Source organism: Streptomyces sp. NPDC059668 (assembly GCF_042734135.1).
Lineage (GTDB): Bacteria > Actinomycetota > Actinomycetes > Streptomycetales > Streptomycetaceae > Streptomyces.
In genome coordinates this window covers 29,695-41,638 of the sequence record NZ_JBHWEL010000002.1, presented here as the reverse complement: position 1 = coordinate 41,638, position 11,944 = coordinate 29,695, and the positions used below count along the sequence as shown (strand labels likewise).

Annotated in this window: 10 protein-coding genes; 5 read left to right on the top strand and 5 right to left on the bottom strand. The window is 72.3% G+C overall.

Annotated elements, in window-relative coordinates:
- Window position 1 precedes the first annotated feature (1 nt).
- A complete protein-coding gene (locus tag ACFV2J_RS02605; protein ID WP_385087341.1) occupies window positions 2–727 on the top strand; it encodes a hypothetical protein in 726 nt (241 codons plus the stop codon).
- 88 nt (window positions 728–815) lie between these two features.
- Window positions 816–1,232, top strand: a complete 417-nt coding sequence (locus tag ACFV2J_RS02600; protein WP_385087339.1) for a hypothetical protein — start codon at window positions 816–818, stop codon at window positions 1,230–1,232.
- A 67-nt stretch (window positions 1,233–1,299) separates the two neighbouring features.
- On the opposite strand, the gene ACFV2J_RS02595 is transcribed toward ACFV2J_RS02600, so the two are convergent.
- Complete coding sequence (locus ACFV2J_RS02595; RefSeq protein ID WP_385087337.1) at window positions 1,300–3,003, bottom strand: insulinase family protein; 1,704 nt, start codon at window positions 3,001–3,003, stop codon at window positions 1,300–1,302.
- 4 nt (window positions 3,004–3,007) lie between these two features.
- Window positions 3,008–3,961, bottom strand: coding sequence for a hypothetical protein (locus ACFV2J_RS02590; RefSeq protein ID WP_385087335.1), 954 nt, complete (start codon window positions 3,959–3,961; stop codon window positions 3,008–3,010).
- Between the two features lie 370 nt (window positions 3,962–4,331).
- Here ACFV2J_RS02590 and ACFV2J_RS02585 point away from each other — a divergent pair, with 370 nt between their 5' ends.
- Window positions 4,332–4,775: a hypothetical protein gene (locus tag ACFV2J_RS02585; RefSeq protein WP_385087333.1), complete on the top strand. Its 444-nt coding sequence runs from the start codon at window positions 4,332–4,334 to the stop codon at window positions 4,773–4,775.
- Window positions 4,776–5,168: 393 nt separating this feature from the next.
- On the opposite strand, the gene ACFV2J_RS02580 is transcribed toward ACFV2J_RS02585, so the two are convergent.
- Window positions 5,169–5,906 (bottom strand): HNH endonuclease family protein, encoded by a 738-nt coding sequence (locus ACFV2J_RS02580; protein ID WP_385087331.1) that lies wholly within the window; start codon window positions 5,904–5,906, stop codon window positions 5,169–5,171.
- Window positions 5,907–6,069: 163 nt separating this feature from the next.
- Between ACFV2J_RS02580 and ACFV2J_RS02575 the strand changes: the two genes are divergently transcribed.
- Window positions 6,070–6,258 (top strand): antitoxin, encoded by a 189-nt coding sequence (locus ACFV2J_RS02575; protein ID WP_385087329.1) that lies wholly within the window; start codon window positions 6,070–6,072, stop codon window positions 6,256–6,258.
- A gap of 210 nt (window positions 6,259–6,468) precedes the next feature.
- Here ACFV2J_RS02575 and ACFV2J_RS02570 read toward each other — a convergent pair whose 3' ends face one another.
- Window positions 6,469–7,419, bottom strand: a complete 951-nt coding sequence (locus ACFV2J_RS02570; protein ID WP_385437059.1) for a hypothetical protein — start codon at window positions 7,417–7,419, stop codon at window positions 6,469–6,471.
- Window positions 7,420–7,532: 113 nt separating this feature from the next.
- Here ACFV2J_RS02570 and ACFV2J_RS02565 point away from each other — a divergent pair, with 113 nt between their 5' ends.
- The gene (locus ACFV2J_RS02565) at window positions 7,533–8,108 is read left to right on the top strand and encodes a TetR/AcrR family transcriptional regulator (RefSeq protein ID WP_385087327.1); all 576 of its coding nucleotides are present in this window, start codon (window positions 7,533–7,535) and stop codon (window positions 8,106–8,108) included.
- 87 nt (window positions 8,109–8,195) lie between these two features.
- Here the strand turns inward: ACFV2J_RS02565 and mfd are convergent, their stop codons facing one another.
- Entirely contained in the window at window positions 8,196–11,750 is a 3,555-nt protein-coding gene (gene mfd / locus ACFV2J_RS02560) for a transcription-repair coupling factor (protein ID WP_385097123.1), read from the bottom strand.
- Window positions 11,751–11,944 lie beyond the last annotated feature (194 nt).

Genomic DNA, 11,944 nt, shown 5'->3' with positions numbered 1-11,944 from the left:
GATGCGCCGCTCGTCCCCGTACCGTCCCGCCGGAACGCTGCTCGCCGCCGCGGTTCTCCCGCTGGCCCTGGCGGCCTGTTCCTCAGGAACCTCCGGCCACCCCTCCTCCTCCGCCCCGACGAAGGCGGCCAAGGACCCCGACGCCGGTCTGCTGACGGGCGCCCAGCTCAAGAAGGCGCTGGCGCCCGCGTCCTTCTTCCCCTCCGGTTTCGCGGTCGACCCCGACGGCGTCCGGGACTCCGGGGCGGCGTACACGGCACCGTCCGCGTCCGCCGCGGCGAAGCCGGACTGCTCCCTGCTCGGCGGCACCAGCTGGATAGCCGTCACCGGCGTCTCCGGGGTGTCCTTCGCGCAGAACGACTACGTCAGCAAGGCCACGTCCGAGGACATCGCCCAAGAGGTCGACACCTTCCGCGGAACGACCGCGGCCGAGGTGCTCAAGGACCTGGAGAAGACCGCCACCGCCTGCGCGACGTTCACCGACACCCAGACCCACAGCCCGGTGAAGGTCACCGGTGCCGCCACCCCCGGTCCGGGCGACACCGCGTACACCCTGACCCTGACCGACAGCGCCTGGCAGAACGGCTCGACCCTGATCGCCGTGCGCTCCGGGACCGACATCGTCAGCGTCATGTCCACGGACGGGCACGACAACGGCGCGGCCACGGCCAAGAAGCTCGCGGCGCGGATCGTCACGTCTCTGCGGGGCGAACACCAGCGCGCATGACCTCCCGAATGGGAACATGACGGCTCGGAGGGTGTCCCGGGGTGTCCCGGGGCGGCTCCGGGGGATCTCGGGGGTCTTGACGGTGAGCATGGACAAACGCCTGGAGGCCGGTTGGTTCCAGCGGATCGCGTGGTCGGTTCTGGCCGTGGGGTCGCTGGGTCTGCTGGTCTGGGTGCCGTTCCTGTACGTGGCGATCCGCCGCGGCCGGGGCTCGGACTGGGGCGCGTTCGCCGCGTTCCTGCTGTACGAGGTGGTGACGCTGCCGTGGGCGACCACCCAGAAGAGCGACTCGGGTGATCCCATCCTCGGGGTGGTCGCGCTGGTCAGCATCGGCATGGCCGTGGGCATGCTGCTGTTCGCGGTGTTCGACAGACGGCAGCCGAAGTACCGGGCGGTCGGCCAAGGTCCGGTGCCGGGCCAGATGCGCGGACCCGTACAGGGTCCGGCGCAGGGGCAGGTACACGGGCAGGGCGGCCCGGTGCAGGGCAACCCGTATCTGCGCTAGACGGCCGGCACCGGACGGGCAGCGACCGTCGAAGACCGCTGCCCGGCCGGCCCGGGCCGGCGGTGCCTCAGGCGCGCCGGGTGCGCCGCAGTACCCGTACGGCGGGCCAGGCCAGCAGTGCGCCGACGCCCCAGAGGAAGACGGTGACCGCCGCCCATTCACCGGTGCTGGTCTCCGGGTCCGAGAAGCCGAAGACGGTGTAGGCGAGCGCCGGCAGGGACCACAGCCCCGCGAGGAGACCGAAGACGACGAGCAGCGCGGTCTGGCCGCCGGTACGCCGGGCCGGCGCCGCCTTCGCCGGCGCACCGGTCCCCTCGCCGCCGCCCGTCTCCGGTCGCGGCTGCCGCTGCCGGGGTGGCAGCCGGACCACCGCGCTCGGGTGGACCGCGGCGTCGATGGTCGCCATCGTGTGCGCGTCGATGCCGTTGAGCCCCGGCTCCACCTCCACGCACAGGCCGTCGTGGCCGATGAGCCTTCGTCCGCCGTCGGGCCAGTTCAGTACGGCCGCGCACGCGCGGTAGAGCACAGTGGCCGTCTGGTCCCCCGCCGTCACGCTGACGCCCTCGCTCCCGACGATCAGCGACGGACCGTCCTTCCGCCGAGGGGCGAACGTGGTCCCCGTGACCGCGTAGGACGAGCCGGTCGGCGCCTGCGTGTACCCGGCCCAGTCGGCGCCGTGGCCCGCGGGCGCCTGCAACAGGGCGGTCCCGGCGGCCTCCAGCGCGACCCCGTACAGGTGCTGTGGGGTGATCGCCCACAGCTCGGACCGCAGTTCGTCGAACCCGCGCGGCGGCCGGTGGGCGAGGAGGTCCTCCGCCGCGCCGGGCAGCCGCCGTACCGCCGCGTCGTGCGCGGTCAGCGTCGCGTCGGCGCGGGCGCGTACGGCGTCCAGGTCGCCCTGCGCGATCCGGCCCGCCTGGAGCCCCGCGAGGACGTCGACGAAGCCGCCGAGCACCGCGTCCTGCTTAGCGGGCAGCGCGTCCGCGAAGGCGGTGACGACCCCGAAGCCGTCCCGCCGTGACGTGTAGTCGGCGGCGGCCGTGTACGAGTAGCCGCCCTCCTGCCGCAGGGCCCGGGACAACTCCCTCTCCAGCACGCCCGCGTACAGCCGGGCGGCGGTGGAATCGCCCACCACGCTGTCCAGCAGGACACCTCCCTTGCCGTCCGAGAAATAGGCGGGGGCGGTGGGCAGGGCCGACGTGACGGCGGGCATCGGACGGCGCTGACCGGCGGGCAGCTTGAGCGAGAGCCCGGCCGGCAGGCGTTCCCCCGCGATCCACAGCACGGCGTTGTCCCGGGTGAACCAGGTCCCCGCCCAGTGCCGCAGGTCTTCGGGCCGCAGATCGCGTACGCCCCACTCCGGGTAGCTGACCAGCCCGTACCCCTGCGCTCCATAGCGCCACAGCGGCAGTTGACCGGGCTCCCGGCGCGCCTCCTCGGTGCGCAGGATCTCCTTCTCGGTCTCCAGCCGCTCCATGGGCAGGTCGGTCAGCGAGGCGCACACACCCTCCAGGTAGGCGACGATCTCGTGCTCGGCGCCCTCCGCGTGGAAGTGGGTGAACGCGCCCTTGGTCGCGCCGTTGAAGTGGTAGTCGGCCAGGCCCTGACGGTGCAGGGCCAGGTGCTCCAGGAGGTGGGTGACACCGGACCGGGCGAGCGTCTCGTCGGCGACGCCGACCCGGAAGACCAGTCCGGCACGTATCGGCCCGGTGGCGTACGCGAAGAGGGTCGGTATGCCGTCGACCTCGGTGGCGTGGATGGCCTGGCTCATCTGCTCAGCCTCTCGCGAGCGCGGCGGAACGGTGTCGGGCGTACGCTTCCGCGGGCTTGCCGAGGTAGCTCCAGGGGTATTCGGAGGCCAGGTTGCCCAGCGCGCGGAAGTGCGCGGCGGCGCGGGCGTGGTCCCCGATCAGCGAGAAGAGTGCCGCGAAGTCTCCGTGCACGGAGACCCAGCCGTACACCGGCCGGTAGTACGGGTGCAGCACCGACCGTTCGGCGGCCTCCACGAGTTCGGAGTGCACGTGGGCCTGGCGCAGATACGCCGTCCGCTCCTGCCCGGCGGGCAGGTCGAGCCAGCGCTCCAGGTGCACCTCCGCCACCAGGCCGCCGCTGAGCGTGCCTTCGGGCGCGTTCAGCAGGCACTCACGGGCGAAGCCGTGCGCCGCCTCCCAGCTCCCGCTCCACTTCGGGCACAACTGCTGGAGCAGCCGGGTCTGTCCGCCGTGGTGGTGCGGATGGTGGGCGGCCAGCCGGTCGTAGCGGCGCCGCGCCTCGTTCTGCCCGAGCTGCAACCCCATGCACGTCGTCAGGCGCGAGGCCCAGGCGGCGTCGTGGGTCGGGTCGAGGGCGGTGGCCCGCATGAGCAGTTGCTCGGCCTGCCGCAGATGCGCGCGCAGACCCGCGAACTGCTCGCGGCTGACGTCCTTGGCGCGCGCGCTGGTCCGGACCTCCCAGCCCAGCCTCACCTCGCGTGTCCCGAGCAGCGTCAGGGCCAGTACGTCGCCGGGGGCGGCGGCGACCAGTTCGCGCAGCGGGTGCTCCACCCCGGGGATGTCGGCGATCACGCCGACGAGGAAGGACCTGTCGACGCCCTGCGGGAGCCCGTCCGCGTACTGCCTGATCCCGGCCCAGTCCCGCGCGGCGACGGCCTGCCGCAACCAGCCCGCCTCGGGAAAAGCCGAGGCGACCTCGAAGTCGGGGGGTGGGAGGGGTGGTGCATCGGGTGACATGGCGCGGATCTTAAGCGAGGCCTGTGACAACGGGGCAAGTGGATACCCCGTGCGGTAATTCCATGGCGCGTGCGGGACTTCGACGGATGAGGAACTGCGGCAGGAAAGGGTTCACGGGTTCGCGATACCCAAGTGCCCTTCCCGCACGGGTTCCTGCCGTATCCGAGGGCCACGCACGTCACCGGCGGCTATATACTCCGCCTGGCAAATCTGCCGTGCCGCGCTCGAATGCGTCCCTGTTCGACAGCGCGCCCCCACGCACTCGCTCACTCGCCCGTCGGCATCGCCGTGCGTTCTTTTGCTCTGCTATTGCGCTCTCTTTGCGCGACTTTTCCCTTGCCCTTTCTTTCCGAATACCAAGGAGACCCCCGTGTCCCTCAACTCGCGCCGCCGACGTCAACTGCTGGAGGCCGCGGGCCCCTTGCTGCTCCAGGGGGAACGGGTCGAACTCGCCACGCTGGCGGCGGTCGGCACGGTGTCCGTGCGCAGGCAGGTCCTGACCGCGGCGGTGGTCGGCGTGCTCAGCGCCGGAACGGTGTCGGCCACGGTCAGACCGCGTCCGCTGTACATCGCCCTGACCGACCAGCGTCTGCTGTTCTTCGACGGGAACAACGGGGGGAAGCCCGGCAAACTCCTGATGAACCTGCCCCGCCCCTATGTCTCCGTCGGCGCGACGAAGAAGGGCCTCTTCGGCCTCACCCTGACAACCCGGCTGTCCGTCGTGGAACAGGAACAGGGCCTCAAGCTCACCTTCCCCGTCCAGCACCGCGCGGACGGCCACCAGTTCGTGTCCCTTCTCCCCGTCACGCGCTGACATCCAGGCATCGGCCCTCGCCGCCATCGGCCGGATCCCGGAGGAGCTCCGCCCCACCCTGCGGGCCTTCGCCTCCTCCCCGCTCCGCCTGCTCAACGACTCCCACTTGTCGGGCGAGGGCCATCCGGACGAGGAACTCCGCGCCCTGGCACGCGGGTTGCTCGCCACCGGCTGACGAGACAGGAGCGATGAAAGCGGGACGCGGGACCCTACCGACAGCCCCAGCACCGCGCTCGACGGTTCTGCCGGCCACCATCCGACCCGCGACGAGGGCGGCGACCCGCCACTGTGCGGAGCCCTCGTCCGCTGACGTTGCCGTCAACCACTGCCGTCACCCCAAGCAGAGGCCCCGCCAGGACATACCTGACGTCGGCCGGGGCCGTCAGGTCCGGGTCAGTTCGCGTGGAAGCGCTTCGGCGCCTGCGTCGGGTTGCCGCCCGCGGGGAGCTTCTGGCCGGGGCAGCCGGAGAGCACCTTCTTCATCGCGTCCTTCTCCCCGCCGGTCACCCACAGCCCGTACTTCTTCTTGACGGCCACCTGCGCGGCGACGTACGCGCAGCGGTACGTCTTGTTGGGCGGGAGCCAGGTCGCGGTGTCACCGTCCCCCTTGCTGCGGTTGGTGCTCGCGTCGACGGACAGGAGGTTGAGCGGGTCGTTGGCCAGCGCTATCCGCTTGCTCGCGTCCCAGTACTTGGCGCCCTTCTGCCAGGCGTCCGAGAGCGCGACGAGGTGGTCGATGTCCACCAGGCTGCGGCCCCGCTTGTACGTCACGTGCTTGCCGGAGTAGGGGTCGGGGTCGAGCGTTCCGGAAGCCACCCGGCAGGAGCCGCTGGTGAACTTCACGTCCTTCAGGTCCCGCTTGAGGATGTCGTCGCGGGTGTCGCACCTGTTCGAGTCGGTGTCGGCCCAGGCCGTCCCGAACCTCTCCCTGCTGTACCCCGTCTTGGGCGCGCGCCCCTTGACGGTCAGCGAGTCCACCGCGCTGAGCGCGGCGCCGCCACCGCCACCGCCACCTGCCGCGGTCCCCTTCGGCCCGTCGGCGCCCATGTCCTCTTTGCAGCCGCTGACTCCGGCACCGACGGCGAACACCATCAGCGCGGCCACGGCCGCCCCACCCCTCAGACGCACCACGACGCCCCTCCCCTTGCCTCCCCGGATCCGCCCTGTACGGGCGCATCTCCCCTGGTGCCCACGGTAGCCGCCGGTATGCCATGGCCATACCGCCTCTCAACGGGCAATGGGCGCACGCCGGGCGTATCGTCGGAGGTGACCCACCTCCGGAGGGAGTTCCTGGATGGGTATCTTCGACAGGTTCAAGGACCACGCGAGGTCCAAGGGCAAGAACATGTCCGACACCGCGGAGCGGGACGTCAACGAGAAGACGGGCAACAAGTACACCGGCCAGGTCGACGACGCCCAGCAGCGGATCGAGGGCGCGACGGGCATGGACCGTGACCGGCCCGACCGACCCGACCAGCGGTAGCCCCTCGCCGGGGCGTTCCCCCAGGACGATCGGAAACACGACTCGCCCGTGAGCGCGGCGTCGTCCACCGATCGGCCGTGACACCGAGGCCGTCCGCGACGGGCAACTCCCGCGGGCGGCTTCCTCCGTGTCCCGCGCCGCGCCACACCTTCCGGGACCGTCCGTGCCGTCCCGTGCCATCCCGTCCCGCGTCGCGCGGGCGCTCGCGCCTCACACCCGCCCGATCCCCAGCGTCGACTCCGAGGGCAGCAGTCCCGAGCCCAGCACCGCGACCCAGAACTCGCCGAGCAGTTCGACGAGACGGGCACGGTCGGCCTCGGCGAGGGCCTTCCAGGGGGCGGCGGCGAGTTCGTCCGTGCGTCGCTCGACCTCCGCGCGGAGGTCACGTCCCGCGGGGGTGGCGGCACCCGATTCCGTCACCAGGCCGCGCACGACCAGCCGTTGCCGAGCGGCGTCCCACTCCTCGGCGCTCCAGCCACGGCTCTCGAAGCGCCGTACCGAGGCCGCCCCCACCGCCGCGAACGAGACCAGGGCCTCGACGGGGTCGAGCCCGGCGACCAGCAGCGCCGCGAGGTGACCGTCACCACGGTGTTCACGCAGGATCGTCGCCGCGTGCCACAACTGGAGGTGCGGCGCCCGCGGCCACGGCAACTCCGCGTTGGCGGCGGCCAGGGGACGGCCCGCGGTGTTCGCGGCCTCGGCGACGCGGCGCAAGAGGGCGGCGGACTCGACGAGTTCGGGGCTCGCGACGCGGTCGCCGAATATCGCGCCGTACGCGCGGTCCATGCCCCGCTCCCTCGCCGCCAGCACGTCCGCCGGACCGGCCGTGACCCAGGCGGATTCCATGTGCGCGGCGACCATCCGCGGGCTGAAGCTGTAGAAGGCGGACGCCACCCGCTCGCCGCCGGCCGCTCCCAGGGGCGCGGCGCGGAAGGGGAAGTACGACGGCCAGCGCTCGCCCGTCCCGTACCCGAGCGCGGCCGCTTCCTCGAAGACCTGCGGCGCGTAGTACAGCACCGCGTGCAGGGGCTCCAGCAGATGCCACAGGCGACGGGCCTCGCCGGGATCGACCACGCCCTCGCCCTGAACCGTCTCCAGCCCGGACCCCGCCTCGTCCGCCCCGCCGATCCCGCTGTCGGCCCCACCGCCGTGCCGTGTCATGACGCCCTCCCCCTGTCCAGCGTGTCCCGCGCCCACCCGACAACTTGACACCGACAAGATTGCCTCGTCCGGCCGAACTTGTCAATGCCTAGATTCCGCGTACGCTGACGGCCATGGAGACCTCCACCCCTCGCCCGTACCACCACGGCGACCTGCGGCGCGCCATCCTCGGCGCCGCCCTGGACGTCATCGCCGCCGAGGGCCCGTCCGCGCTCAGCCTGCGTGACCTGGCCCGCCGGGCGGGCGTCTCGCACGCGGCACCTGCCCACCACTTCAAGGACCGCACGGGCCTGCTGACGGCGATCGCGGCCGAGGGGCACGGGCTGCTGGCCGCCTCGCTCGCCGAGGCCACGGACCTGCGGGAGGCGGGCGTCCGCTACGTGAGGTTCGCGCGCGAGCACCCCGCGCACTTCCGGGTGATGTTCACGCCGGAGCTCCTGCGGACGAACGACGTGGAGCTCGCCACCGCCCGCGCCCTGACGGCCGAGAGCCTGCGCCGGGCCGTCGCCGCCCGGAACCCGGCACCGGACGCCGACCCCCGCCTCGCCGCGGTCGCCGCGTGGTCCCTGGCCCACGGCTTCGCGACCCTGCTCCTCGGCCACAACCTGGACGGCCCGGTCGGCGACCAGGACCCCGAGGAGGTCTTCCGTGCCCTGACGGGCATGCTGTTCACGCCACCGCCGGCGTGACCCCGGGGCGCCGACCCCGCGAAGGGGACCGGCCGGCGCCGGTCCCACGCGGCGCCGGCGCCTCCTCCACCGCCCCGCGGCGCGCCGCTACGACCCGAGAATCGTCGCCAGGAACTCCCCGGTCCACCCGAGCAACTCCCGCCCGACCAGCGGCTTCCCGCCCACCTTCGCGGTCTTCGGGCGCGGGACCAGGAGCTGGTGGGCGGCCGGCTTGATGACCGTGCCCGGGTACAGCCGCTTCAGGCGCAGCTCCTGCGACTCCCGCAGCTCCGCCGGTGCGAACCGGATGTTGTTGCCCTGGAGCACGACCTCACCGACCCCGCACGCCCGCGCGAGCATCCGCAGTCCGGCGACCAGCAGCAGGTTCTCCACCGGCTCGGGCAACTTGCCGTAACGGTCGACGAGTTCCTCCCGTACGGACTTCACGTCCTCCTCCGTGTTGGCGGAGGCGATGGCGCGGTAGGCCTGCAGACGCAGCCGCTCGCCCGGCGCGTAGTCGTGCGGGACGTGCGCGTCGACCGGCAGCTCGATCTTGACCTCCAGCGGCGGCTCCTCCTCGGCACCGCCCTCCAGCTGGGCGCGGTAGTCGGCGACCGCCTCGCCGACCATGCGTACGTACAGGTCGAAGCCGACGCCCGCGATGTGGCCGGACTGCTCGCCGCCGAGCAGGTTTCCGGCGCCGCGGATCTCCAGGTCCTTCATCGCCACGTACATGCCCGCGCCCATCTCGGTGTGCTGGGCGATGGTCGCGAGCCGCTCGTGCGCCGTCTCGGTGAGGGGCTTCTCCGGCGGGTAGAGGAAGTACGCGTAGCCGCGCTCCCGCCCTCGTCCGACCCGGCCGCGCAGCTGGTGCAGCTGCGAGAGGCCGAAGTTGTCGCCGCGCTCCACGATCAGCGTGTTGGCGTTGGAGATGTCGATGCCGGACTCGACGATCGTCGTCGAGACGAGCACGTCGAACCTGTTCTCCCAGAAGTCGACGACGACCTGTTCCAGGGCCTGTTCCGACATCTGGCCGTGGGCGGTCGCGATGCGCGCCTCGGGGACGATCTCCCGCAGCCGGGCGGCCGCGCGGTCGATGGACTCGACACGGTTGTGGATGTAGAAGACCTGGCCCTCACGGAGCAGTTCGCGCCGGATCGCGGCGCCGATCTGCTTCTCCTCGTAGGGGCCGACGAAGGTCAGGACCGGGTGCCGCTCCTCCGGCGGGGTGGTGATCGTGGACATCTCGCGGATGCCCGTGACCGCCATCTCCAGGGTGCGCGGGATCGGGGTCGCGGACATCGTCAGGACGTCGACGTTGGCGCGCAGCTTCTTCAGCTGCTCCTTGTGCTCGACGCCGAAGCGCTGCTCCTCGTCGACGATGACCAGGCCCAGGTCCTTGAACTTCGTCTCCGCGGAGAACAGGCGGTGGGTGCCGATGACGACGTCCACCGAGCCCTCGCGCAGCCCCTCCAGGACCGCCTTCGCCTCCGTGTCCGTCTGGAAGCGCGACAGCGCCCGGACGTTCACGGGGAACTGCGAGTAGCGCTCGCCGAACGTGCCGAAGTGCTGCTGCACGAGAAGCGTCGTCGGGACGAGCACCGCGACCTGTTTGCCGTCCTGCACCGCCTTGAACGCGGCGCGGACGGCGATCTCCGTCTTGCCGTATCCCACGTCGCCGCAGACCAGGCGGTCCATCGGGACCGTCTTCTCCATGTCCTCCTTGACCTCGGCGATGGTCGTGAGCTGGTCGGGGGTCTCCGCGTACGGGAAGGCGTCCTCCAGCTCGCGCTGCCAGGGCGTGTCGGCGCCGAAGGCGTGTCCCGGGGCCGCCATGCGCGCGCTGTACAGCTTGATCAGGTCCGCGGCGATCTCCTTGACCGCCTTCTTGGCGCGGGCCTTGGTCTTCGTCCAGTCGGCGCCGCCGAGGCGGTGCAGGGTCGGTGCCTCGCCGCCGACGTACTTGGTGATCTGCTCCAGCTGGTCGGTCGGGATGTAGAGGCGGTCGCCGGGCTGGCCGCGCTTGGCCGGCGCGTACTCCACGACCAGGTACTCGCGGGTCGCGCCCTGCACGGTCCGCTGGACCATCTCGATGTAGCGGCCCACGCCGTGCTGCTCGTGCACGATGTAGTCGCCCGCTTCGAGGGTCAGCGGGTCGATGGTCTTGCGGCGGCGGGCGGGCATGCGCGCGCCGTCCTTGCCGGCCGCCTTCTGGCCGGAGAGATCGGTCTCGGTGAGGACGGCGAGCTTGAGCGTGGGGTCCACGAAGCCGTAGTCGATCGAGCCGCAGGAGACGTGCACGACGGATGGCGCGATGTCCGCCAGGTCGGTTTCGAGGCGGGCCGCGATGCCCTCCCCGCCGAGCACCTCGACGGTGCGGGCGGCGGGGCCGTGCGCCTCGGTGACGTACACCGTGCGCCAGCCCTCGGCGAGCCAGCCCTTGGTGTCGGCGAGGGCTCGGGCGGTGTCGCCGCGGTAGGTCTCGGGGGCGTGCATGCCGAGTTTGAGGGTGTCCGCGTCGCCCGCGCCGCCGGAGCCCTCGGTGAACGACTCGTCGGCCGCGAACGGCGACACCGACCACCACATCATGTCCAGCTCGCGCGCCCGGTCACGGACGTCCGCGATGGACCACAGGGAGGCCGCGTCCACGTCGATGGGGGCCTCGCCGCCACCGGCGGTCGCCGCCCAGGACGCCATCAGGAACTCCTGCGAGGTCGCCACCAGGTCCGCGGCCCGGGTCCGTACCCGCTCCGGGTCGCACACCACGGCCATGGAGCCCTTGGGCAGCACGTCGAGCAGCAGCTCCATGTCGTCGACCAGGACCGGAGCCAGTGACTCCATGCCCTCCACGGCGATGCCCTCGGCGATCTTGCCGAGCAGCTCGCCCAGCTCGGGGTGGGCCTCGGCCAGCCGGGCGGCCCGCTGCCGTACGTCGTCGGTGAGCAGCAGCTCGCGGCACGGCGGTGCCCACAGCCCGTGCTCGGCGACCTCCAGGGAGCGCTGGTCGGCGACCTTGAAGTAGCGGATCTCCTCGACGTCGTCGCCCCAGAACTCCACCCGCAGCGGGTGCTCCTCGGTGGGCGGGAAGACGTCGAGGATGCCGCCGCGGACGGCGAACTCGCCGCGCTTCTCGACCAGTTCCACCCGGGCGTAGGCGGCTGCCGCGAGCGCCTCGACGATGCCGCCGAGGTCGGCGCTCTGGCCGGTGCGCAGCGCCACGGGTTCCAGGTCGCCGAGGCCCTTGACCTGCGGCTGGAGCACGGATCGGATGGGGGCGACGACGACGGAGACCGGGCCGGTCTCGGGGTCGTCGGGGCGGGGGTGGGCGAGACGCCGCAGGACGGCCAGGCGGCGGCCGACGGTGTCGGAGCGGGGGGAGAGCCGCTCGTGGGGAAGCGTCTCCCAGGAGGGGTACTCCGCGACCGTGTCGGCCGGCAGGAGCGACCTCAGCGCCGCGGCCAGGTCCTCGGCCTCCCGTCCCGTGGCCGTGACCGCCAGGACGGTGCGGCCGGCCTCGCGGGCGAGCGCGGCCACCGCGAAGGGGCGGGCGGCGGGCGGGCCCACCAGGTCGACATGCATCCGGACCTCGCCGGTCGCGGCCTTCACCGCTTCCGCGAGAGCGGCGTCCTTGACGACGGCGTCGAGCAGACCGTGCAGGCTCATGAAGGGCTTCCATCCGGAGAGTGGGCAACGCGAACCGCCCGACACGTCGCTACGGGCCGGGGATCTCCAGCCTACGACGGCGCGCTGCCTCACGCCGGGCCTGTGGACGACGCCCGTGCCGGGCGCCCGGCACGGCGACGGGCCCGGCCGGGGAGGTGATCACCAGTAGCGTATAACCATCAGACGCTGCCGAC